The following is a 22,647-nucleotide window of genomic DNA, read 5'->3' as shown; positions in this document are numbered from 1 at the left end:
CTATATTTAAAGGATATTAACGCCACTCACATAAAAGATTTGCTATGACTACAGAAAACAATCTTTCTGAAAACGAAGAAAAGAAAAATTCTAACGAAGTATCGCAGGAAACATCAGAAAACCCAGTTTCTCATGATCCCGTCCCACATGAAGATGACGCAGAACATCTGGAGGAGCACGAAGAAGTTGAAATTTCTCTGGCTGATGCTTTAAAGGAAATGGAAAAAATCATCAACACTCCCAACGCCGGTGAGAATTTTAAAAGATTCAACCAGCTTAAGGAAAAAGCAAGTCATTACATCCATGATGAAGTGGAAGACAAAAAGCACGAATATGTAGAAGCAGGAAATGCCCCTGAAAACTTCAGTTATGAGCATCCTTTACAGGCTAAATATTCAGCTTTGGTCAATATTTTCAGAGAAAAGCATGATGACTTCCAGAAAGGTCAGGAAGAAGAGCAGAAAAAGAATCTGGAGCATCGTCAGAGCATTATTGAAAGACTTAAAAATCTGTATACCAATTCTGAGCCGGGAACCAATCTTTTTAAAACGATCCGTGAGATCAAAGAAGACTGGTCAAAAGTGGGGCAGGTTGCCAAATCTGAATTCAAAATTCTTAACAACAACTACTTCCACCACCTGAATCAATTCTATCAGATGCTGGATCTGAATAAAGAATTCCTGGAGCAGGAATACAGCCACAACTTAGAAAAAAGACAACACATCATTGCCCGTGCCAAGGAACTGGAAAATGAACCGGTGATCCAGAAAGCCCTGAACGAGCTTCAGTACCTTCATAAGCTTTGGAAAGAAGAAGCTGAGCCTGTAGCAGAAGAATTCCGTGAAAAAACATGGGAAGAATTCAAAGAGATCTCCAATAAAATTCACGAAAGAAAATCCGAACTTTCTGCTTCTATCGAAAAAGAGCAGAATGTGAATCTTGAAAAGAAGAATGAAATCATCGCTGAGATCAAAAAACTTTCTGAGCCTGCTGAAACGCCTAACCATAATTACTGGCAAAATGCGATCAGAAGAGTGGAGGATCTGCGCTCTGATTTCTTAAAAACAGGAAGCGTACCCAGAAAACTTTCCAACCAAAACTGGAACGATTTCAAAACAACCCTGAGAGGATTCAATACAACAAAAAACAATTATTATAAATCGTTAAAAGGTTCTCAACAGGCTAACCTGGAAGAAAAATTAAAGCTCATCCAGACTGCCCAGGACAATATGAACAATGAAGAATGGGACATCGCTGTTCCATTATTTAAAAAGCTGCAGGAAGACTGGAAAAAGATCGGACACGTTCCAAAGAGCATGACCAATAAGATCTGGGATGAATTCCGTGACGCATGTAACGCTTTCTTTAATAATTACAGAGAAAAGAGCAATACTTCCACCGATAACTGGAAAGAAAACTATAAGAACAAGAAAGCGCTTCTTGACGAGCTCAAAATGGTATCCAATGATGAAGGAAGCATTGAAAAGATCGAGCAAATCAAAACATCATGGAACAACATTGGTAAAGTTCCAAGAGATAAGATCTCCATCAATTCTGAATTCAACAAGACTTTAAGAGAGAAATTAAAGATCAATAAGATCAACGAGCTTGAGCTGAAAGAAGAAGGTCTGTCTGAAAATCAGCTTACCGACAAAGCCAGAAAAATCAAAAACCAAATTTCCGATCTTGAAGCTGAAATCGTGAAACTGGAAAACAACCTTTCTTTCTTCAACAAACCATCAAGAGAAAATCCTCTGTTAAGAGATACTTACAATACTATTGATGAAAAGAAAGCTCATCTGGAAACATTAAAGCAAAATCTCCACAATATTATTGCCGGAGAATAAATCCTAACATAATACATAAAGGCGGAGCAAAGCAATTTGTCTTCGCTTTTTCTTTTTACAGATATGAACAACGATGAATTATACATCAAAAGATGTATCGAACTGGCTCAAAAGGCATTAGGCAAAACCTATCCCAATCCTCTTGTTGGAAGCGTAATCGTACACAACGGAGAAATCATCGGTGAAGGATACCATCATAAAGCAGGAGAAAACCACGCTGAGATCAATGCCATCCATTCCGTGAAAAATAAAGAGCTGATCCCTGAATCGACCATTTATGTTTCTCTGGAACCATGTGCTCATTATGGAAAAACCCCACCCTGCGCTTTAAAGATTAAAGAATTAGGATTCAGAAAAGTAGTGATTGGCGCAATGGATTCCCATGATAAAGTCAATGGTAAAGGGAAAAAGATCATTCAGGACGCCGGAATCGAGGCCATTTCAGGAGTTCTGGAAAACGAATGTATCCATCTCAATAAAAGGTTTTTCACGTATCACGAAAAGAAAAGGCCTTACATTATCTTAAAATGGGCGGAATCCAGCGATGGATTTTTAGATAAAGACTTTAAACCGACAGCCATATCAAATACTTTAGTGAATCAGTTTGTCCATCAATTAAGAGCTGATGAGCATGCTATTTTAGTGGGCACCCGGACTGCTTTAAATGACAATCCAGGTTTAACTGTCAGAAATACGGAAGGAACCAATCCGGTAAGAATACTCATTGATTTTGACCTTAAAGTTCCGCAACACTTCAAAATATATAATAATGAGGCAAAAACTTTGGTTTTAAACTCCATTAAAGAAAAAACAGAAGGCCATATCCAATTCATTAAGATCAAAAAAGAAAATTTTCTAGCGGAATTAATGGAAGCTTTATATAAAGAACAAATACAATCTGTTATTATTGAAGGAGGAAGTTGTACGCTTCAGCAATTCATTGATGCCGGTCTTTGGGATGAAGCCATTGTTATCAAAAATGAAAACCTGCAATTGGAAAGCGGAACTAAAGCTCCAGAATTTAATCATACAGCAGATAAAACAGAAACCTACAGAGACAATTCAATTTCATATTTCAAGTTAAAATAAGTACACTTTATCACCGCAAAATGAAATAATATTTTTACATTAGTAATGACAAAAAAATTACTATGAAAAATTTGAAAAAAGTATCCAGAGACCATTTGAAAATGATCAAAGGTGGCGGTTTTGTAACATGTACGCTGCCTAACGGACTGCCAACAAGATGCAGAGATCACTGTCCTCAGGATTTTTGTGGCCCGACAAGCTATATGTGCCTGATCCCGATGGATCTGTGTGGAGCAGATATCTAAGAGCTTATCATAAGTTCAGAAAATACAGAAGCCGTCAAAATTTTGGCGGCTTACTTTATAATAATGATGCAGAATCCTGAAGCATTTAATATTTTTGCATAAATAAAGCCGGAATACAGAATGACGTTTGAATATAAAACCATTGAAAAGCCTATAGAAAACATTTTATTAAAAGAGAAAGGAAGCAAGTTCATCGGATTTGCCTATCCGGTCAATAATGAAAATGAACTGAAAAATGCATTGGAAAAAATAAGAGAGGAACATCCCAAAGCAACCCACCACTGCTATGCTTTCAGAATGGGCTTGAATGGGAAAAATTACAGGGCAAATGATGACGGTGAGCCTTCAGGCAGTGCAGGATTACCGATTTACAATCAGTTGCTGGCAAATGAAATTACCAATGTCCTGGTCATTGTGGTACGATATTACGGAGGAACTAAGCTTGGGGTTTCAGGGTTGGTAAAAACCTATAAGGAATCTGCAAAGATCACTTTGGAAGAAGCCAATATCATCACAAGAGAACTGGAAACACAAATTGAGATCCGGTTCAATTTCAACCAACAGAATACCATCTTTACCCTGCTTTCAAAATTTGATGCTAAAGTCCTGAATTTCGACGCCAATGAAAACTGCATTTTAACAGCTTCTTTAAAGCTGATACAAAAAGAAAACATCTCGGAAAAACTCTCCGAGATGCAATATGTTTCATTTGAATTTAAAGATTAATCCCTTCTACTTCCAAGAAGCAGGGAAGCCCAGTAAAGAAGCTGAGCCAGCGATCCTAAAGCTGCTACAACGTAAGTTCTTGCCGCCCATTTCAGACTATCCTGCACCCCAACAAATTCTTCAGAAGTCACAGTACCGGTATCTTTAAGCCATTTCATCGCTCTGTTGCTCGCATCATACTCTACAGGTAATGTTACAAAGGCAAAAAGAGTTGTCATGGCAAACATCGCCACTCCAATCGCCAGAACCGTTGTATTTCCATTGGGATTTTCAATGGTTCTTGATGCTGCCATGACAGCGATACCCGCTATAAGGACAAACTGCATCAGATTGGAACTTATATTAACAATAGGAACCAGCTTTGAACGTAAATTCAACATTGAATATCCTACCGCATGCTGTACGGCATGCCCGCATTCATGGGCCGCCACAGCCGCTGCTGCTGCATTTCTCTGCATGTAAACCCCTTCAGAGAGATTTACTGTTTTATCTGCCGGATTATAGTGGTCCGTCAACTGCCCGGGAACTGATATTACCTGAACATCATTGATCCCGTTATCTCTCAACATTTTTTCCGCTATTTCTTTTCCCGAAAGTCCATTTCGGAGATGCACATTGGAATAATATTCAAATTTCGATTTCAACCTGGATGAAACCCACCAGCTCACCAGCATCGAAATACCAATAATGATATAATAACCCGTCATTTTATATAGATTTTGTGTTCAATTTTTACTCATAATGATATAAAAACTGTGCCAAAGTATACGATTTTATTATTTATATTTGTCCTCAAATTACGCTCAAAACACATGTCAACAGTTTCAATTATTGAAGTAAAAACAGCCAGCCAGCTCAAGCAGTTTGTAAGATTTCCGATGGATCTGTACAAAAACAGCCCGTACTACGTTCCATCCTTTATCAATGACGAAATCAACATATGGAATGCTGATGAAAATCCCGCACTTCAATACTCTGAAGCAAAGCAGTATCTGGCTTATAAAAATGACAGGATCGTGGGGAGAATCGCAGTTCTTATCAACCATAAGGAAGAAAAAGAACTGGGGATCAGAAAAGTACGTTTCGGATGGATAGACTTTATCGATGATGAAGAAGTTTCCAGGGCATTAATCCAAAAAGCTATCGATTATGCCCAAGAAAAAAATATTGATAAAATTGAAGGTCCTATGGGATTCACCAATCTTGATAAAGCAGGAATGCTTACCAAAGGCTTTGATAAGCTGGCGACCATGATTGGAATTTATAACCATGAATATTACCCTCAGCATCTTGAAAGATTGGGACTAACCAAGGAAAAAGAATGGGTAGAATTTGAACTGGTTTTCCCCGAAACCCTACCCGATAAAATACATAAATTTAACGAGTTAATTTCACAAAAATATCATCTTAAAGTTTTAAATTTCAAAACCAAAGAAGAAATTTTACAATACGTTGATCCGATGTTTGATCTTCTGGATGAAACTTACAAACATCTTTCCACCTACACTCCTATTTCTGATGAACAGCGAAAAACCTATAAAGAGAAGTATTTTAAACTCATTGATAAGGATTATATCGTATGTGTTGCAGATGAGTCCGATCAGCTGGTTGCTTTTGCCATCACAATGCCGTCTTACTCAAAAGCCTTACAAAAGTCGAAAGGAAAACTTCTTCCATTTGGCTGGTGGCATTTCTTAAGAGCCGGAAAGAAAAACGACAGGGCCAACTTTTATCTGATTGGAATTCATCCTGATTATCAAAGAAGAGGAGTCACTTCAATTATTTTCAAAGAAATCTGGAAAATATTCAGAAAAAAAGGCGTGAAATATCTGGAAACCAACCCTGAACTAGAGGAAAACAAAAGTGTTCAGCTACTATGGCAGGACTACAATCCGGTGAACCACAAGAGAAGAAGAACCTATTCATTAGTGATAAATGATAAGTAATGGGTTGTTCTTTGTACAATGTAAAAAGTATTAATAATATTAAGAACAAAGAGAAAAGAGAAAAGAATAAAGACAAACAAATAGCAATGAATTATTGACATCGGCTTATTAAAATAGTCCACAACTTTGAACTTTAATCTTAACTTTTTTTATTTTATCGCTGAGAATCCCATCCCCGAAATTCGAAAAAGCTATTACCTGCTTATCCGCTGCCTGCAACCTATAAATTCCCTATCTTTACGCTATGAAACCACAGCTTATTATTTTTGCCATTTTAATTGCAGGATTTATCGTTTACAACCTATTCTTTCAATCTCCTGATGACAGAACAAATACTGTGATCAATATTCTTTTTGCAAGTATTCTTTTTGGATATATTTCATTTATGGCGTACTCTCTCCTCAAAAAAATGAAGAAATAATCCGTTATTTTTATTGATTCTAAATTGCCTTTTTTCTTTATTTTCAGTCGACTTTTAAGCTGATAAATTTCATGCTTTCTTGTTTATTCGCTAAATTTGCAAATTGAGATAATAATGCAAAAATGAATTTACCTGAAAGTTATATTCCAATCCTTATCCAGGCAGGTGTAGCAGTAGGATTTGTCGCTGTTTCTTTGCTTGGAGCACATTTCTTGGGTCCACAACAGAAAAAAGGAAATTCTGTGAAAAACCAGAGCTGGGAATGTGGGGTTCCTGTAGAAGGAAATGCTAGAACACCGTTTTCTATCAAATACTTCCTGACTGCGGTATTGTTCGTACTATTCGATATTGAAATCGTATTCTTTTATCCTTATGCGGTAAACTTCAGAGAATTCGGCATGGAAGGATTCCTGGCTGTGCTTACATTCGTTGCGATCTTCTTCGTAGCGTTTTTCTATGTTTGGAAACGGGGGGCACTAGATTGGGATAAATAAATTTTAACATTAAAAGATTGAATTTATTTAAGTAATTTAAAGATTGTGAAGGCATTATTTTTTAATCTTTAAATATTTTAATCTTTAAATATTTACTAAAAATGTCAGATAAAAAACCAGTAATAAGAACAGATGCACCTGCTCCCGAAGGCTATGAAGGAGAAGGGTTTTTCGCAACAAAACTGAGCAGTGTAATCGGGATGGCAAGAAAGTTTTCACTTTGGCCATTGCCATTTGCAACCTCTTGTTGTGGTATCGAGTTTATGGCTACCCTGAACCCGACTTATGATGCTTCAAGATTTGGTATGGAAAGAAACTCTTTCTCTCCAAGACAAGCGGATATGCTGATGGTTTGCGGAACTATATCAAAGAAACTAGGACCGGTCCTTAAGGAAGTTTACACTCAGATGGCTGAGCCGAAATGGGTGGTAGCAGTTGGAGCCTGTGCTTCCAGCGGTGGTATTTTTGATACATATTCCGTACTTCAGGGAATTGATAAAATTATTCCGGTGGATGTTTATGTTCCCGGATGTCCTCCAAGACCTGAACAGATCATTGAAGGAGTAATGCAGGTACAGGCTCTTGCAGAAAGCGAAAGCATCAGAAGAAGAGATATGCCTGAATATCAGAAATTATTAGATTCTTACAACATAAGCAACTAAACGGAAATGACAAACGAATTTGTATTAGAAGCAATCACCAGAGAATTTCCGGAATCTGTCATTTCAAGTTCAGAACCGTATGGAATGCTGACGATTGAGGTGAAGAAAGAAGATATCAAGAAGATCATTCATTATCTTAAGGATTCATCACTGGAATTCAACTTCCTTACCGATGTTTGCGGAATTCATTATCCTGAGTTCCCGGAAAAGGAAATAGGAGTTGTATATCATTTGCATAATATGATGGCCAATTTCAGGTTACGTCTGAAGATCTTCATGTCCAGAGAAAACATTGAAGTAGATTCTCTTACAGATCTGTATGCCGGGGCCAACTGGATGGAAAGGGAAACATATGATTTCTATGGGATCAAATTTAAAGGACATCCGGATCTGAGACCTATTTTGAATATGGAAGATCTTGGATACCACCCGATGTTGAAGGAGTATCGCCTTGAAGACGGAACCAGAACCGACAAGAACGATAGCATGTTCGGAAGATAAAAAAGCGAATGGCCAATGGCAGCCAGCCAATAGCCAGAAGCAAATAGCTAAAAGCAATCATTATGAAAGATAACTCATTATCTAATATACTCAACCAGTACGAAAGTAAGGAACAGATTGACGGACAACTATACACCCTCAATTTAGGACCTACCCACCCTGCTACCCACGGGATTTTCCAGAATATCTTAACGATGGACGGAGAAAGAATCCTTCACGCTGAGCAAACAGTAGGATATATCCACAGAGCATTTGAGAAAATTTCTGAAAGAAGAAACTATGCTCAGATCACTACCCTTACTGACCGTATGAATTACTGTTCTGCACCGATCAACAATTTGGGTTGGCATATGACAGTTGAGAAGCTGATCGGCGTTGAAGTTCCAAAGCGTGTAGACTATATGCGCGTTATCCTGATGGAGCTTGCCAGAATCGGAGACCACCTGATCTGTAACGGGGTGACCGGAATGGACTCAGGAGCGATTACAGGTCTTACCTATATGTTCATCGAAAGAGAACGTATTTATGATATGTATGAGCAGATCTGCGGAGCAAGGATGACTACCAATATGGGAAGAATCGGAGGATTTGAAAGAGATTTCACTCCCAAGTTCCATGAGCTGATCAAGGATTTCTTAAAGACTTTCCCACCAAGATTTAAAGAATTCTGTACATTACTGGAAAGAAACAGAATTTTCATGGACAGAACCATCGGTACAGGAGCTATTTCTGCCGAGAGAGCATTAAGCTACGGTTTTACAGGTCCGAACTTACGTGCAGCAGGTGTAGATTACGATGTGAGAGTTGCACAACCCTATTCTTCATACCAGGACTTCGACTTTATTATTCCTGTAGGAACTTCAGGAGATACATACGACCGCTTCATGGTTCGTCAACAGGAAATCTGGGAATCTATCAAAATTATCAAACAAGCATACGAAAATCTTCCGGAAGGACCGTTCCATGCGGATGTTCCTGATTTCTACCTTCCTGAAAAGGCGGATGTATATCAGAAAATGGAAGCTTTGATCTACCACTTCAAAATTGTAATGGGAGAAACCGACGTACCGAAAGGAGAAGTTTACCATGCTGTAGAAGGAGGAAACGGAGAATTAGGATTCTATCTTGTGAGTGACGGGGGAAGAAGCCCTTACAGGCTTCACTTCAGAAGGCCATGTTTCATTTACTATCAGGCATATCCTGAAATGATTACAGGCTCTGTAATTTCAGATGCCATTGTAACGATGTGCAGCATGAATATTATTGCGGGAGAATTAGACGCATAATACATTAGACTAAAAGATAATAGAAGAAAGATAAAAGACTTTCTTCAACCCAATATAAAACGAATTTAGAATAACGGACTTTAGAATCTTTTTCTTTGTTCTTTACTCTTTAATCTTAGATAAAAAATGAGCGAAACAATAGCTTTTAAACCGGAAAGTTTAGCACAGGTACATAAAATTATCGCAAGATACCCAGAAGGAAGACAGAAATCTGCTCTTCTTCCTGTACTTCACTTAGCACAGAAAGAATTCGGAGGATGGTTAGATGTTCCTGTGATGGATTATGTTGCCGGACTATTAAGTATCAAACCGATCGAAGTATATGAAGTGGCTACATTCTATACGATGTTTAATATGAAGCCGGTAGGTAAATATGTTTTGGAAGTTTGCAGAACAGGACCTTGTATGGTTTGTGGAAGCGAAAAAATCCTTAACCATATCAGAACCAAGCTGAACATTAAGGATGGAGAAACTACGGAAGACGGTATGTTCACATTAAAGCCCGCTGAATGTCTTGGAGCATGCGGATATGCCCCAATGATGCAGCTTGGAAAATTCTTTCATGAAAATTTAACGATAGAAAAAGTGGATGAAATCCTTGATCTTTGCAGACAGGGACAAGTTGCTTTAGACTAATCATGATTTTAAATTCCGGATTTTGGATTTTAAGGTCAGTTAATTTTTAAAATAATTATAAAAGAGCTAAAAGCGATAAGCCCATAGCTAAAAGCATAATAAACAATGAGTAAAAAACTTTTACTTAAAGACGCACATATAGAAGGTATCCGCTACTTTGAAACCTACCGTAAGCAGGGAGGTTACACAGCAGCCGAAAAAGCCTTGAAGATGACTCCTGACGAAATTCTTGAAGAAGTAAAAGCTTCAGGATTGAGAGGACGTGGTGGAGCAGGATTCCCAACAGGGATGAAATGGAGCTTTCTGGCAAAACCGGAAGGCGTTCCAAGACACCTTGTGGTAAATGCCGATGAATCTGAGCCAGGAACATTCAAGGACAGATATCTGATGGAGTTCCTTCCTCATTTATTGATCGAAGGAATGCTGATTTCTTCTTACTGCTTAGGTTCCAATACTTCTTATATCTACATCCGTGGAGAATATTCATGGATTCCTGATATTTTGGAAGAAGCTATTGAAGAGGCCAAAGCAGCCGGATTTTTAGGTAAAAATATTTTAGGAACAGGTTTCGATCTGGAAATCTATGTACAGAGAGGAGGTGGAGCATATATCTGCGGTGAAGAAACTGCATTGCTTGAATCTCTTGAAGGAAAGAGAGGTAACCCAAGATTAAAACCGCCATTCCCGGCAGTAAAAGGTCTTTGGGAGAGACCAACCGTGGTCAACAACGTTGAATCTATTGCTGCGATAGTTCCGATCATTGATATAACAGGTGCTGAGTATGCCAAGATAGGAGTTGGAAGATCTACAGGGACAAAACTGATCTCCGCTTGTGGAAATATCAACAAACCGGGTGTATACGAAATCGATATGACCATCACTGTAGAAGAATTCATCTATTCTGATGAATATTGCGGTGGTATTAAAGACGGGAAAAGATTAAAAGCCTGTATTCCCGGAGGAAGCTCTGTTCCGATTGTTCCGGCTAATCTGTTGCTGAGAACAGTAAACGGAGAGCCTAGATACATGAACTATGAATCATTGGCAGATGGTGGGTTTGCTACCGGAACGATGATGGGTTCAGGAGGTTTCATCGTTTTGGATGAAGATCAGTGTATCGTAGAACACACGATGACTTTAGCAAGATTCTATAATCATGAAAGCTGTGGTCAGTGTACTCCTTGCCGTGAAGGTACAGGATGGATGTATAAAATTTTAAAGAAAATAGAAAACGGACAGGGTAAAATGGAAGACATCGATCTTCTTTGGGATATCCAGAGAAAAATCGAAGGAAACACGATCTGTCCATTGGGTGATGCAGCAGCTTGGCCGGTTGCAGCAGCGATCCGTCACTTCAGGGATGAATTTGAGTGGCACGTAAAAAACCCAGAATTGTGCTTGACACAAAACTATGGATTAGCAAACTACGCGGATCCTATACCGGCTGTAGAAAAGAATGCATAGATGAAAAAATTATTGGTTGTCGGCTTAATGATGTCGAATTTTGTTTTAGCTCAACAAGCTAAAAGTGATACTTTAATGAAAGAGAGCCCACTGGTGGATATGGCAAACCACAGAGTAGAAGAATCCTTACGGGAAAAAGTGGTGAATCCATTTAAAAAAGGATCTGTTATGGCTTTCTGGGGATGGAATAATGCAGTATATTCAAAATCTGACATTCGTTTCAAAGGAGACGGATATGATTTTCAACTCAATAACGTTGCTGCCCATGACAGGCAGACAAAATTTGAGTGGGGGGTATATTTTAATCCCGGGAATATTACAATCCCTCAGGTAAATTACAGAATTACTTATTTTATTAAGGATAATTTTGGGATTACACTCGGGATGGATCATATGAAATATGTGATGGATCAGAATCAGTCGGTAGATTTTAAAGGATATATTGACAATCCTGAATATGCTTCTATGATACAGAATGGAAAAATTGATCTTAGTGATGCAAGGTTCCTGACATTTGAGCACACTGACGGGCTGAACTATATTAATATTGGAGCCCAGAAATACCATAATGTTTGGGATAAAAGGAATTTTGATCTTTTCTTGAGTTATGGAGGGGGTGTTGGAGCATTATTACCCAAGTCCAATGTTCAGCTGATGGGAAATGAAAGAAGTGACAGGTTTCATTTGGCTGGTTTTGGAGCTGATATAAGAGCTGCAATAAGTCTGGTGGCGATAAGACACATTGTTGTTCAGGCAGAAGGGAAATTAGGATATATCAATATGCCTGATATTAAAACGACATTGAACAACAAGCCTGATAAAGCTTCACAGGATTTTGTGTATGCACAGTTCAATTTTGGAATTGGATATACATTTAATACAAAAAAGTATAATTAAAATACCGCTTAAAAGCATAAGCGAAAAAGCATAGAATATGAGCGAAGAGGTTAAAAAATTCAAAATAACTATAGACGGACAGACTACTGAAGTTTTGCCTGGTACTTCTATTTTGGAAGCTGCCAGACAAATCGGTGGAAAATCTGTACCTCCTGCAATGTGCTATTACAGCAAATTGGAGACCAGCGGAGGGAGATGTAGAACTTGTCTTGTAGAAGTTTCTAAAGGATCAGAAGCAGATCCACGTCCTATGCCGAAACTAGTGGCCAGCTGCAGAACCAATGTAATGGACGGTATGGAAGTAAAGAACCTTACTTCTGAGAAAGCTCAGGAAGGAAGAAAAGCGGTTACCGAGTTCTTGTTGGTAAACCACCCGCTGGACTGCCCTATCTGTGACCAGGCAGGAGAATGTCATCTTCAGGATTTAGGCTATGAGCATGGTGTGGAAAATACAAGAACAGAATTCGAAAGAAATACTTACGAAGCTGATGATCTTGGACCGCACATCAAATTGAACATGAACCGTTGTATTCTTTGTGCAAGATGTGTATTAGCAGCGAACCAGCTGACAGGTCAAAGAGAACATGGTATTCTTTTCAGAGGAGATCACGCTGAAATTTCCACCTATTTAAATAAAGCTTTAGACAATGACTTCATAGGAAACGTTATCGACGTTTGCCCTGTAGGAGCATTGACAGACAGAACAGCCCGTTTTGCCAGCAGAGTATGGTTTACAAAACCAATGAACGCTTCATGTAAATGTGACAAATGCTCCGGAAAAGCAGTAGTATGGATGAAAGGTGATGAAATTGTAAGAGTAACTGCAAGAAAAGACCAATGGGGAGAAGTTGAGGAGTTCATCTGTGATACCTGTCGTTTCGAAAGAAAAGGACTGTCTGACTGGAATATCGAAGGTCCTAGGCATATCGACAGACACTCTGTAATTTCATTGAACCACTACGAAAAGCCTAAAGACGAGCTAAGAGTTTTAGACAATCCGATGGCTAAAGAAATCAGTGAAAAAGACGAAAAATAAAATTTGAGAATTTGATAATGAGTTAATTTGAAAATTGTAAGTTATCGCTTTCACCTTCAAACCTCTAATATCTAACATCTATAAAAATAAAAATGGATTTACTTACATTTAAACTTATACTTGTACTAGCACTTTTCCTGCTATCGCTGACGATTGCAGCCTACTCTACCTGGGCAGAAAGAAAAGTTGCCTCTATCATGCAGGATAGAATTGGTCCTAACAGAGCCGGACCTTTCGGATTGCTGCAGCCTCTTGCTGACGGAGGAAAGTTTTTCTTTAAAGAAGACTTTACCCCGGCCAATGCAGAAAAATTCCTTTTCGTATTGGGACCTTCTTTGGTAATGTTTATTTCATTGATCACAGGAGCTGTCATTCCTTGGGGTAGAAGTTTAAATATTGCAGGTACCTCTTTTGATCTTCAGGTTGCCAACATTGATGTTGGTGTACTTTTCATCATTGGAATGGCCTCGATTGGAGTTTACGGAATCATGATCGGAGGATGGGCTTCGAACAATAAATATTCATTACTGGGTGCTATCCGTGCTTCTTCTCAGATGATCTCTTATGAATTGGCAATGGGATTAGCGCTTCTTTCTATCATTATGATGTCTGGAAGTTTGGATTTAAAAGAAATTACTGAAAGCCAGACTACTGGAAAATTATGGGGAGTAATTCCCTGGGTTTCCGGTTTGAACTGGAATATTTTCTACCAGCCGGTCGCTTTCCTTGTTTTCTTCGTAGCAGCGTTAGCAGAAACCAACAGACACCCTTTCGATTTACCTGAATGTGAATCTGAATTGGTAACAGGATATTCTACAGAGTACTCTTCCATGAAGCTGGGATTGTATATGTTCGGGGAATATGTAAATATGTTTATCTCCAATGCTTTCATGGTCGTTCTTTTCTTTGGAGGTTACAACTATCCCGGTATTGAATGGGTTACTCAGAACTGGGGTGAAAATACCGCCGGTATCCTGAGTATCGTAGCATTCTTAACTAAGACAGTAATCGGAATTCTGATCTTCATGTGGATCAGATGGACACTTCCAAGATTCAGATATGACCAGTTAATGCACTTAGGATGGAAAACTCTGATCCCAATGGCATTAGTAAACCTATTAATTACAGGAGCTGTAATTTTAGCGTTTGGAAATTAAATTATCTAAACCTAACAGGTTTTAAAAACCTGTTAGGTTTGTGTGAATATTGAATATTAAAAATTAAGATAACAGACAAGATTAGTCTAAAATCTGGCGTCTAACATCTAATATCTATAATTAAATGAAACTTACAAACAGATCAAAAGTTGTTTCCAATAAAGAAATGACCCTTGCTGAAAAGATCTACTTACCTGCAATTTTTACAGGAATGGGGATTACATTTAAGCATGCTGTAAGAACCGTGATAAAAGGTGCTCCCGCAGTATATTCATATCCGGAAGTACAGAAACCAAGAGCTACCATCTGGAGAGGTCAGCACGTTTTGAAAAGAGACGAAGAAGGCAGAGAAAGATGTACAGCTTGCGGACTTTGTGCGGTAGCTTGTCCTGCAGAAGCTATTACAATGACTTCTGCTGAAAGAACAAAGGAAGAAAGGCATCTTTACAGAGAAGAGAAATATGCTTCAGTATATGAAATCAATATGCTGAGATGTATCTTCTGCGGTATGTGTGAAGAAGCTTGTCCTAAATCTGCGATCTACCTTACAGACAGACTGGTGGATGTGGAAACCAACAGAGGTTCTTTCATCTATGGAAAAGATAAACTAGTTGAAAAAATAAATGAAAGGATTGATATCACAACAAGACAATCCGAGAAACAAAAAAATGCGGTAAAATAATGGATCAGTTTTTATTTTTCTTGGTGGCGTTTTTAGCAGTGGCAAGTGCGGTTTATTTTGTATTTGCAAAAAATCCTTTATATGCTATCTTGTCATTAATTGTTACGATGTTTTCAATTGCCGGAATGTACATCCTTTTGAATGCACAGTTCCTTGCAATTATCCAGATTATAGTGTACGCAGGTGCCATTATGGTACTTTTCCTTTACATCCTGATGATGCTTAACCTTAATAAAGGAGACGAAAGTAAGAAAGGTAATACTTTAAAATTTGTTGGAGTTTTTACTGCAGGTCTTCTTTTAGTTGGGGTGTTAGGAGTATTCAGAGGAGTAAGAGAAAATCACGTTGTAGTAGAGAACGTAGACAAAGGGGTTGGTCTTACTAAAAATCTGGGTAGACTTTTATTCAATGAATATGTTTTACCGTTTGAGCTTGCTTCCATCCTTATTTTGGCAGGTATTGTAGGTGCGGTATTAATCGGTAAAAAAGATTTATAAAATTATGGGAGAAGTAAATACATTTATACAAAGCATCCCTTTGGACTACTTCATTATCCTTTCATCAGTATTGTTCTGTTTGGGAGTGATGGGAGTATTGCTTAGAAAAAATGCTATTGTAATGCTGGGCTGTGTAGAGCTTATGCTTAATTCTGTAAACCTTTTATTAGCTGCTTTCTCAGCATACAAAGGCAACGGGGACGGACAGCTTTTAGTGTTCTTCATTATGGTGGTTGCTGCTGCTGAAGTAGCGGTGGGTCTGGCAATTATTGCTATGCTGTATAGAAATACCCGTTCTGTAGATGTTAGTATATTTAATAAATTAAGAGGATAAGAATGGAAAATTTAGTATATGCAATAGTACTTTTACCACTTTTAGGGTTTCTTATTAACGGTTTATTCGGGAAAAATCTTCCAAAAATATTGGTTGGATCTTTGGCAACAGCAGTGGTTTTCGGATCTTTCTGTATCGCTGTAAGTCTTTTCATGAATTTCAATTCTGAAAGCCAGCCTGTAATCGTAAAAGCTTTTGAATGGTTCACAGTAAACGGAGTTCAGATCAATTTCGGATTCCAGATCGATCAGCTTTCATTAATGATGGTCATGATCATCACCGGTATCGGTTCACTGATCCACTTATACTCTATCGGATATATGAGTCATGATAAAGGATTCTATAAGTTCTTTACTTACCTGAATCTTTTCATCTTCTCCATGTTACTTTTAGTAATGGGAAGCAACTACCTTATCCTATTCATCGGATGGGAAGGCGTAGGTCTTTGTTCTTACCTGTTGATCGGATTCTGGTATACCAACGAAGAGTACGGTAAAGCGGCAAGAAAAGCTTTCATTATGAACAGAATTGGTGACCTTGCATTACTGATCGGGATCTTTATGATCGCTGCTCAGACCAATGCGGTAGATTACCTTTCAGTAGCGGAAAATGCTTCAAAATTTGAATTGGACGGAACCGTGATTATCTTTATCACAGCGAGTTTATTCATCGGTGCTACCGGTAAATCGGCTCAGGTTCCACTCTATACATGGTTACCGGATGCGATGGCGGGACCTACTCCTGTTTCTGCATTGATTCACGCAGCAACGATGGTTACAGCAGGTATCTATTTGGTAGTAAGATCAAACTTCTTATTTACTTTGGCACCTACTGTACAGGGAGGAATTTTATTCATCGGATTCTTAACTGCAGCTTTAGCAGGATTCTATGCACTTCGTCAGAACGACATCAAAAAAGTATTGGCATACTCTACCGTTTCACAGCTTGGATTTATGTTCATTGCTTTAGGTCTTGGAGCGTATACAACAGCGATGTTCCACGTAATGACACATGCTTTCTTTAAAGCGTTATTATTCTTAGGTGCTGGTTCTGTAATCCATGCGATGAGCAACGAGCAGGATATGCGTTTTATGGGAGGTCTTAAAAAATATATTCCCCTTACCCACTCTACATTCCTTATCGGAACATTGGCAATTTCAGGTTTCCCTTTACTTTCAGGAATGATCTCTAAAGATGAAATTTTAGTGGCAGCTTTCGCTAAAAATCCTATTTATTGGGTGATCTTATTTGTTTTGGCGGCAATGACTGCAACGTATATGTTCAGACTGTACTACCTGACATTCCACGGAGAATTCAGAGGTACTGAAGAGCAAAAGCATCACTTACATGAAAGCCCGTCAAATATGACATTACCATTGATTGTATTGGCAATCCTTTCTGTAATCGGAGGTTTCATTAACCTGCCACACTTCATCGGTCACGGGCATTATGCAAAACTGATGGAATGGCTAAAGCCTGTTCTTACGGAACAAAGCTACAGCCAAATGGAGGCAACTCTTTCAGGAGTACCTTTCAATACTGAAATGATCTTATTAGCAGCTACAATACTTATGTTCTTCTCTGTATGGTTCATCGTCAGAAACACGTATGTGAAAAAGAAAAAGATGGCTGTTGCAGAAGAAAACTATACCGGATGGGAAAAGCTTTCTGCTAAGAAATTATATGTAGACGAACTTTACAACGCATTGATTGTAAAAACTGTTGAAGGATTAGGACGCGGAGGAAAAATGTTTGATAAGGGTATCTTAGACCGTTTTGTAAACTTTGTAGGGGATGGCGCTGAAGACAGCGGAAAAGCTATGAAGCGTGTACAAAACGGAAATGTAGAGACGTATATTCTTATCATGTCTTTAGCTGTGGGAATTATATTAATTGTTAACTTTTTATTACAATAATAATGTCTTGTTTATTATTAACATTATTACTTTTACCTCTAGTAGGTTCGGGATTAGTTTTTGCATGGAAGAGTAATTCCAGCAAATATTTGGCACTGGGAATCGCATTGATACAAATGCTTCTTACGTTCTATGTACTTTCGGATTTTGATTTTACTCCGACTGTAGACAGCGTATTGCAGCATGAGATTAATTATCCCTGGTCACAATTTATGAAAAGCTCGCTTCACTTCGGTATCGATGGGATGAGCATGCTTTTATTATTGCTGACCAACATTCTGGCGCCAATCATCATTTTATCTTCTTTCAATGAAAATGTAAGCTACAGAAATACATTCTATGGTTTGATCCTGCTGATGCAGTTCGGACTTGTGGGCGTGTTCACTTCTTTAGACGGATTATTATTTTACATTTTCTGGGAAGTAACATTGATTCCAATTTGGTTTATCGCCGGACTTTGGGGACAAGAAAATAAAAGGTTTGAATTCACTACGAAATTCTTCGTATATACATTCGTTGGATCATTATTTATGCTGGCCGGGCTGATCTATGTGTACAACCACTCAGCATCATTCGCCTTAACGGATCTATACAACGCACAACTGAACGAAACACAGCAGATTGTGGTGTTCTGGTTTATTTTCTTTGCCTTTGCAGTGAAATTACCGGTATTCCCTTTCCATACGTGGCAGCCTGACACCTATACCTACTCTCCTACTCAAGGATCAATGTTATTATCAGGGATCATGCTTAAGATGGCAGTATATGGTGTAATGCGTTATTTGCTTCCGATCACTCCGCTTCCGATTGCAGGAATTTCAGGACAGATCGTGATCATTCTTGCGATCGTAGGAATTGTACATGGAGCATTGATCGCTATCATCCAGACGGATATGAAGAGAATTATTGCTTATTCATCTTTCTCTCACGTAGGATTGATGGTAGCAGGGATCTTCGCTTCCGCTGTAATTACTTTAAGAGGAACTTTCAATATAGAAGGAGCTGAAGGAGCTTTGGTACAGACTTTCGCCCATGGTATCAACGTTGTAGGATTATTCTACTGCTGTGATATTTTATACAAGCGATTTAAATCAAGAGACATCAGACAAATGGGAGGTTTGGCAAAAGTAGCCCCTAAGTTTGCGGTGTTGTTCCTGATCATTATATTAGGTTCAATGGGAGTTCCATTAACCAATGGATTCATCGGAGAATTTATTTTGTTGAAATCAGTATACGACTTCAACGGAACAGCAGCAGTAATTGCCGGTCTTACGGTAATTCTTTGTGCGGTGTACTTATTGAGATTCTACGGAAAAGCAATGTTCGGAGAGGGAGATGCGGCAGTCCTGAGTACAGCAAAAGATTTATCAGGAGTAGAATTTTCCGTACTGGCAAGTTTAGCGGTTTTTGTGATCTTACTTGGTATTTTCCCACAACCGGTAATCGATATGGTGAGTAATTCAGTGAAGTTTATCTACACAGCGATGGCTAACTAAAAAATTAAAAGATTTAAAAATTAAAAAATTAAGAGATTAGAGAAGAGTAAAAGACAGGAGACAGGAATTAGAGACAGAAGACCATAGTGTCTTGAACTTTAACCCTCAAACTTAGAACTTTAAACTTCAGATCTCACATCTCAAATCTATATTATGAGTGTTTTAATTATTGTTTTCCTAACGGCAGTTATTGCGTTATTTTCGGGAGTTTTTGAACAAGGGAAATTCGCAAGATACATTGGGATTTTGGGATTAATCATCGCATTGTACGTAAGTTTTATGCCTGAATGTGCGTTCTTCGACCATTATAAGCATATGTATGAATACAGTGCCAATACAGCATTATTCACTAAAATATCAATCGTAACAACATTATTGTTATTCTTCCTGGGAGGTTTTGCGTTCAGCAATCACAGAAGCCACCAGTCAGAATTATATGCATTGATGCTATTTGCATTATGTGGTGGAATCATCCTTTTCGGATACCAAAACCTGGTAACGATGTTCTTAGGGGTTGAGATCCTTTCTATTCCACTCTATGTAATGGCGGGTGCCAACAAAACTGATCTAAGATCAAACGAAGCCTCGATCAAGTATTTCTTAATGGGTGCATTTGCAACAGGTTTCCTGCTGTTCGGTATTGCATTCATTTACGGAAGTGCAGGAAGCTTTGACCTTTATAAAATCCATGACTTTGGAGTAGCCAACACCGGAAATGTAATGTTCATCTTAGGAGTATTACTGATCCTTTGTGCATTGGCATTCAAAGTGGCGTTAGCACCTTTCCACATGTGGAGCCCGGATGTATATGCAGGCTCTCCTTCATTGATCACGGCTTTCATGGCCAGTGTGGTAAAGATCTCCGGATTCTTCGCTTTATTCAGACTGATGACGATCGGTTTCGCGGGTGTTACTCATGAATGGATCAATGTTTTAGGAGTATTCCTGATCATCACATTACTTTTGGCCAACGTGATGGGGCTAGCTCAGACCAATGCCAAAAGAATGCTGGCATACTCTTCTGTTTCCCACGCAGGATACATCGGATTGGTATTTTTCGGAATGACAAGCCTTTCTACTTATAACCTGGCATTTTATTTATTTGCTTACTCATTATCTACAGTAGGGGTTTTCATGTGCCTGATCTGGGTAGAAAAATTAAAGAGAGAAACATCTTTCGGAGCATTCAAAGGATTGGCAAAAACAGAACCTCTATTAGCAACAGCAGCTACGATCTCTATGCTTTCTATGGCAGGAGTTCCGCTAACTGCCGGCTTCATGGGAAAATTTGCTTTATTCTCCCAGGCTATGAATGGTGCCGCCTTCTTAGTATTGGTAGCTGTATTAGGCTCTGCCCTATCTATCGCTTACTATTTAAGGCTGATCATCGCCATGTTCTTCTTTAAAGAATCAACATTCAAATCATCAGAGAAAGTAACGCTTACTTACAACATCATTGCGGTAGTTGTGATTGCAGTGATTATCATCCTGGGAATCTTCCCGGATCTGTTCGCAAGAGTGTTCGGATTATAGAGTGTATATTAAAAATAGATTACAAAAAACCTTTCAGATAACTGAAAGGTTTTTTTTTGTGGGATTTTTTATAAATTACACCCGGAGAAACAGATCTCAATATCGTAAAACTATAATCGTGATCTTTTAATCATTAAACACCTATCACATGATTACCTATATGACACTTCCGGGCGATACTTTGGAAAAAATTGCTTCTGATCTGAAAGTGGAAAATCCTATCTATATCAAAGAATTTCACAATAAATACTGTCCTGTATACGACCGGCTTACAGAGCCGGTAAAGCTGAAACCAGGAACACTCCTTTTCATTCCCTTTGGAGATGAAATCAATAAGCTAAACAAAGAAATCAACGAAAACGGCGACAGCTTATATTACCATCCGCCACAGGGAAAAATCAGGTATCAGATTCCTTTATTGAGTGGAACCTATACTATAAAACACCAGAAGTACCAGGATGATAAAATACAGACAAATTATCTTTACCAAACTGAGTTGAAATATCTGAGAGCTGAAAAAGATGATCACTTTTTTTCTATGCGGATATTTGGGTCCGGTAAGGACGGAATGGAATCAGACAGTAAAGTTTCCAGCCTCGCCAAAGCCTGTGCAGCCATCCTGTTTCCTGTGGAGATCAGAATAGACAAAACTGGAAGACTTACAGGGGTGAAGCTCCATCATTCGGAAACTGTTATCAAAAATGAATTGGAAGCATTGAAAACATATTTCACAGATGACCTTTCTGCTTCCTATATTGATCAGCTGAAAGAGAAAGCAGAAGATCAGGATCATATGCTGAGAAGTATCAGACATCTGCTGCCGGTACAGTTTCTTTTTGGTTCTTTTTACAGGGCAAAATATAAAGACTGGACAGATTCCGAAATCTATCATGAGTTTATCCCATGGCTGTCCAATGCCTCCCCCATCCGTTTTGAACTTCGTAACCGGATTTTCCCGAAAGATCAGAATAATGACAGTGAAGTTCTGAAAATTACTCAAAGTGGCAGCTGCTGTGATTATCGCAATCTCAATCAGCTTTATGATAGAAGCTATAAATATCATGAACCAACTCCTTTCAATGATCATTCGGTTACATGTCAGCACGATGCTGAATATATTTTTAACCGGGCTGATCTGGTGATTCAAAAGATCACAGGTAATTTTGAACTTCAGATCAGTGATGTGACAGAAAAGGATGTTTTTATGATGGAAAAGCAATTAAAATAAATTAGTATCTTTGAAACAACACCAACAAAAACGCAAAATATGTCCGAATCCGCATCACCACATGACGGAAAACATTTCGTCATACAGAAAGGAAAAGCTCAATGTAATCAGGGAGACCTGTTTCCACAGTTTAAAGTAACTTCCCATCAGAAACATTACTGGAATAATGAAGAGGGACAGGCTGATTATCTGGCTGTCACTGAAGATGACCTGCAATTTAATCCTCAGGGACCAAGTTTCGGAAAATGCAAACTGAAACCTTCATCCGGCGGATATCTTCCCTGCGCCTATGCCCCTGCAGGAAAATGGCAAAAAACCTATGAAAAAGTAAAAATAATGGGTAAAAGCTGTGTCACAGAAATTTCAGAGCTCATGTGCTCCACAGGTGGAAAGATCACCATTATGGAACACGGGCAGACTGCGGCTATGAGTAAACAGAACGTAAAAAATGCAGATCCACAGGAACAGCATCATATCAATCCTTTTATAGATTTTAAAGAATTTCAGAAGGAAGCAGAAGACCATGAAGTGGACGCCTATTAACCATAAACTTT

24 protein-coding genes are annotated in these 22,647 nt (G+C 38.5%); 23 read left to right on the top strand and 1 reads right to left on the bottom strand.

All coding sequences use genetic code 11. The features are described 5' to 3' along the window. The first annotated feature begins 44 nt into the window (after nt 1-44). From AC4IF5_RS15315 to AC4IF5_RS15300, 4 genes are all read left to right on the top strand, one after another. Nucleotides 45-1,847 (top strand): DUF349 domain-containing protein, encoded by a 1,803-nt coding sequence (locus AC4IF5_RS15315; RefSeq protein ID WP_490735974.1) that lies wholly within the window; start codon nt 45-47, stop codon nt 1,845-1,847. Nucleotides 1,848-1,910: 63 nt separating this feature from the next. Beyond that, entirely contained in the window at nt 1,911-2,936 is a 1,026-nt protein-coding gene (gene ribD / locus AC4IF5_RS15310) for a bifunctional diaminohydroxyphosphoribosylaminopyrimidine deaminase/5-amino-6-(5-phosphoribosylamino)uracil reductase RibD (protein ID WP_490735972.1), read from the top strand. Nucleotides 2,937-2,998: 62 nt separating this feature from the next. Next, nucleotides 2,999-3,181: a bacteriocin-like protein gene (locus AC4IF5_RS15305; protein WP_490735970.1), complete on the top strand. Its 183-nt coding sequence runs from the start codon at nt 2,999-3,001 to the stop codon at nt 3,179-3,181. 120 nt (nt 3,182-3,301) lie between these two features. Next, on the top strand, nt 3,302-3,907 hold the full coding sequence (locus AC4IF5_RS15300; RefSeq protein ID WP_490735968.1) for an IMPACT family protein: 606 nt from the start codon (nt 3,302-3,304) through the stop codon (nt 3,905-3,907). Here the strand turns inward: AC4IF5_RS15300 and AC4IF5_RS15295 are convergent. Continuing rightward, nucleotides 3,904-4,614 carry a zinc metallopeptidase gene (locus tag AC4IF5_RS15295; RefSeq protein WP_490735966.1) on the bottom strand — a complete coding sequence of 237 codons (711 nt, stop codon included), beginning with the start codon at nt 4,612-4,614 and terminating at the stop codon, nt 3,904-3,906. The two genes, AC4IF5_RS15300 and AC4IF5_RS15295, sit on opposite strands and share 4 nt — an antisense overlap. A 105-nt stretch (nt 4,615-4,719) precedes the next feature. Here AC4IF5_RS15295 and AC4IF5_RS15290 point away from each other — a divergent pair, with 105 nt between their 5' ends. The 19 genes from AC4IF5_RS15290 (at nt 4,720) to AC4IF5_RS15200 (ending at nt 22,636) form a co-directional block, all read left to right on the top strand. After that, on the top strand, nt 4,720-5,853 hold the full coding sequence (locus tag AC4IF5_RS15290; RefSeq protein WP_490735964.1) for a GNAT family N-acetyltransferase: 1,134 nt from the start codon (nt 4,720-4,722) through the stop codon (nt 5,851-5,853). 244 nt (nt 5,854-6,097) lie between these two features. Beyond that, the gene (locus tag AC4IF5_RS15285) at nt 6,098-6,274 is read left to right on the top strand and encodes a hypothetical protein (RefSeq protein WP_490735962.1); all 177 of its coding nucleotides are present in this window, start codon (nt 6,098-6,100) and stop codon (nt 6,272-6,274) included. A gap of 122 nt (nt 6,275-6,396) precedes the next feature. Continuing rightward, entirely contained in the window at nt 6,397-6,768 is a 372-nt protein-coding gene (locus tag AC4IF5_RS15280) for an NADH-quinone oxidoreductase subunit A (protein ID WP_034693436.1), read from the top strand. A gap of 101 nt (nt 6,769-6,869) precedes the next feature. Then, nucleotides 6,870-7,430, top strand: a complete 561-nt coding sequence (locus AC4IF5_RS15275; protein ID WP_002983540.1) for an NADH-quinone oxidoreductase subunit B — start codon at nt 6,870-6,872, stop codon at nt 7,428-7,430. Nucleotides 7,431-7,436: 6 nt separating this feature from the next. After that, entirely contained in the window at nt 7,437-7,931 is a 495-nt protein-coding gene (locus AC4IF5_RS15270) for an NADH-quinone oxidoreductase subunit C (RefSeq protein ID WP_490735958.1), read from the top strand. A 62-nt stretch (nt 7,932-7,993) separates the two neighbouring features. Next, on the top strand, nt 7,994-9,217 hold the full coding sequence (gene nuoD / locus AC4IF5_RS15265) for an NADH dehydrogenase (quinone) subunit D (protein ID WP_123275679.1): 1,224 nt from the start codon (nt 7,994-7,996) through the stop codon (nt 9,215-9,217). A 126-nt stretch (nt 9,218-9,343) separates the two neighbouring features. After that, complete coding sequence (locus AC4IF5_RS15260) at nt 9,344-9,853, top strand: NADH-quinone oxidoreductase subunit NuoE family protein (protein ID WP_122546191.1); 510 nt, start codon at nt 9,344-9,346, stop codon at nt 9,851-9,853. Nucleotides 9,854-9,958: 105 nt separating this feature from the next. Next, nucleotides 9,959-11,317, top strand: a complete 1,359-nt coding sequence (nuoF, locus tag AC4IF5_RS15255) for an NADH-quinone oxidoreductase subunit NuoF (RefSeq protein WP_490735955.1) — start codon at nt 9,959-9,961, stop codon at nt 11,315-11,317. Nucleotides 11,318-11,416: 99 nt separating this feature from the next. Next, a complete protein-coding gene (locus tag AC4IF5_RS15250) occupies nt 11,417-12,214 on the top strand; it encodes a hypothetical protein (protein WP_490736010.1) in 798 nt (265 codons plus the stop codon). 37 nt (nt 12,215-12,251) lie between these two features. Continuing rightward, entirely contained in the window at nt 12,252-13,250 is a 999-nt protein-coding gene (locus AC4IF5_RS15245) for an NADH-quinone oxidoreductase subunit G (RefSeq protein ID WP_490735953.1), read from the top strand. Nucleotides 13,251-13,342: 92 nt separating this feature from the next. After that, entirely contained in the window at nt 13,343-14,407 is a 1,065-nt protein-coding gene (gene nuoH / locus AC4IF5_RS15240; protein WP_490735951.1) for an NADH-quinone oxidoreductase subunit NuoH, read from the top strand. A 124-nt stretch (nt 14,408-14,531) separates the two neighbouring features. Beyond that, nucleotides 14,532-15,089, top strand: a complete 558-nt coding sequence (locus AC4IF5_RS15235) for a NuoI/complex I 23 kDa subunit family protein (protein ID WP_490735949.1) — start codon at nt 14,532-14,534, stop codon at nt 15,087-15,089. Beyond that, complete coding sequence (locus tag AC4IF5_RS15230) at nt 15,089-15,586, top strand: NADH-quinone oxidoreductase subunit J family protein (protein WP_490735947.1); 498 nt, start codon at nt 15,089-15,091, stop codon at nt 15,584-15,586. The genes AC4IF5_RS15235 and AC4IF5_RS15230 overlap by 1 nt, the downstream gene beginning before the upstream one ends. A 4-nt stretch (nt 15,587-15,590) precedes the next feature. After that, entirely contained in the window at nt 15,591-15,920 is a 330-nt protein-coding gene (gene nuoK, locus AC4IF5_RS15225; RefSeq protein ID WP_490735945.1) for an NADH-quinone oxidoreductase subunit NuoK, read from the top strand. A 2-nt stretch (nt 15,921-15,922) separates the two neighbouring features. After that, entirely contained in the window at nt 15,923-17,836 is a 1,914-nt protein-coding gene (gene nuoL / locus AC4IF5_RS15220) for an NADH-quinone oxidoreductase subunit L (protein ID WP_490735943.1), read from the top strand. 2 nt (nt 17,837-17,838) lie between these two features. Further along, a complete protein-coding gene (locus tag AC4IF5_RS15215; RefSeq protein ID WP_490735941.1) occupies nt 17,839-19,332 on the top strand; it encodes a complex I subunit 4 family protein in 1,494 nt (497 codons plus the stop codon). 153 nt (nt 19,333-19,485) lie between these two features. Continuing rightward, the gene (locus AC4IF5_RS15210) at nt 19,486-20,865 is read left to right on the top strand and encodes an NADH-quinone oxidoreductase subunit N (protein WP_490735939.1); all 1,380 of its coding nucleotides are present in this window, start codon (nt 19,486-19,488) and stop codon (nt 20,863-20,865) included. Nucleotides 20,866-21,013: 148 nt separating this feature from the next. Beyond that, nucleotides 21,014-22,093, top strand: coding sequence for a hypothetical protein (locus tag AC4IF5_RS15205; protein ID WP_490735937.1), 1,080 nt, complete (start codon nt 21,014-21,016; stop codon nt 22,091-22,093). 39 nt (nt 22,094-22,132) lie between these two features. Beyond that, a complete protein-coding gene (locus AC4IF5_RS15200) occupies nt 22,133-22,636 on the top strand; it encodes a DUF4280 domain-containing protein (RefSeq protein WP_490735935.1) in 504 nt (167 codons plus the stop codon). The last annotated feature ends 11 nt before the right edge of the window (nt 22,637-22,647 follow it).

Source organism: Chryseobacterium sp. UF-290 (assembly GCF_058245615.1).
The sequence above is the reverse complement of the archived record's forward strand: the minus strand, read 5'-3'. Positions and strand labels throughout refer to the sequence as shown.

What these genes read in the sequence shown, in the direction of transcription:
- AC4IF5_RS15315 (WP_490735974.1), top strand. Translation starts at nt 45, where the DNA reads ATGACTACAGAAAACAATCTTTCTGAAAACGAAGAAAAGAAAAATTCT.
- ribD (WP_490735972.1), top strand. Translation starts at nt 1,911, where the DNA reads ATGAACAACGATGAATTATACATCAAAAGATGTATCGAACTGGCTCAA.
- AC4IF5_RS15305 (WP_490735970.1), top strand. Translation starts at nt 2,999, where the DNA reads ATGAAAAATTTGAAAAAAGTATCCAGAGACCATTTGAAAATGATCAAA.
- AC4IF5_RS15300 (WP_490735968.1), top strand. Translation starts at nt 3,302, where the DNA reads ATGACGTTTGAATATAAAACCATTGAAAAGCCTATAGAAAACATTTTA.
- AC4IF5_RS15295 (WP_490735966.1), bottom strand. Translation starts at nt 4,614, where the DNA reads ATGACGGGTTATTATATCATTATTGGTATTTCGATGCTGGTGAGCTGG.
- AC4IF5_RS15290 (WP_490735964.1), top strand. Translation starts at nt 4,720, where the DNA reads ATGTCAACAGTTTCAATTATTGAAGTAAAAACAGCCAGCCAGCTCAAG.
- AC4IF5_RS15285 (WP_490735962.1), top strand. Translation starts at nt 6,098, where the DNA reads ATGAAACCACAGCTTATTATTTTTGCCATTTTAATTGCAGGATTTATC.
- AC4IF5_RS15280 (WP_034693436.1), top strand. Translation starts at nt 6,397, where the DNA reads ATGAATTTACCTGAAAGTTATATTCCAATCCTTATCCAGGCAGGTGTA.
- AC4IF5_RS15275 (WP_002983540.1), top strand. Translation starts at nt 6,870, where the DNA reads ATGTCAGATAAAAAACCAGTAATAAGAACAGATGCACCTGCTCCCGAA.
- AC4IF5_RS15270 (WP_490735958.1), top strand. Translation starts at nt 7,437, where the DNA reads ATGACAAACGAATTTGTATTAGAAGCAATCACCAGAGAATTTCCGGAA.
- nuoD (WP_123275679.1), top strand. Translation starts at nt 7,994, where the DNA reads ATGAAAGATAACTCATTATCTAATATACTCAACCAGTACGAAAGTAAG.
- AC4IF5_RS15260 (WP_122546191.1), top strand. Translation starts at nt 9,344, where the DNA reads ATGAGCGAAACAATAGCTTTTAAACCGGAAAGTTTAGCACAGGTACAT.
- nuoF (WP_490735955.1), top strand. Translation starts at nt 9,959, where the DNA reads ATGAGTAAAAAACTTTTACTTAAAGACGCACATATAGAAGGTATCCGC.
- AC4IF5_RS15250 (WP_490736010.1), top strand. Translation starts at nt 11,417, where the DNA reads ATGGCAAACCACAGAGTAGAAGAATCCTTACGGGAAAAAGTGGTGAAT.
- AC4IF5_RS15245 (WP_490735953.1), top strand. Translation starts at nt 12,252, where the DNA reads ATGAGCGAAGAGGTTAAAAAATTCAAAATAACTATAGACGGACAGACT.
- nuoH (WP_490735951.1), top strand. Translation starts at nt 13,343, where the DNA reads ATGGATTTACTTACATTTAAACTTATACTTGTACTAGCACTTTTCCTG.
- AC4IF5_RS15235 (WP_490735949.1), top strand. Translation starts at nt 14,532, where the DNA reads ATGAAACTTACAAACAGATCAAAAGTTGTTTCCAATAAAGAAATGACC.
- AC4IF5_RS15230 (WP_490735947.1), top strand. Translation starts at nt 15,089, where the DNA reads ATGGATCAGTTTTTATTTTTCTTGGTGGCGTTTTTAGCAGTGGCAAGT.
- nuoK (WP_490735945.1), top strand. Translation starts at nt 15,591, where the DNA reads ATGGGAGAAGTAAATACATTTATACAAAGCATCCCTTTGGACTACTTC.
- nuoL (WP_490735943.1), top strand. Translation starts at nt 15,923, where the DNA reads ATGGAAAATTTAGTATATGCAATAGTACTTTTACCACTTTTAGGGTTT.
- AC4IF5_RS15215 (WP_490735941.1), top strand. Translation starts at nt 17,839, where the DNA reads ATGTCTTGTTTATTATTAACATTATTACTTTTACCTCTAGTAGGTTCG.
- AC4IF5_RS15210 (WP_490735939.1), top strand. Translation starts at nt 19,486, where the DNA reads ATGAGTGTTTTAATTATTGTTTTCCTAACGGCAGTTATTGCGTTATTT.
- AC4IF5_RS15205 (WP_490735937.1), top strand. Translation starts at nt 21,014, where the DNA reads ATGATTACCTATATGACACTTCCGGGCGATACTTTGGAAAAAATTGCT.
- AC4IF5_RS15200 (WP_490735935.1), top strand. Translation starts at nt 22,133, where the DNA reads ATGTCCGAATCCGCATCACCACATGACGGAAAACATTTCGTCATACAG.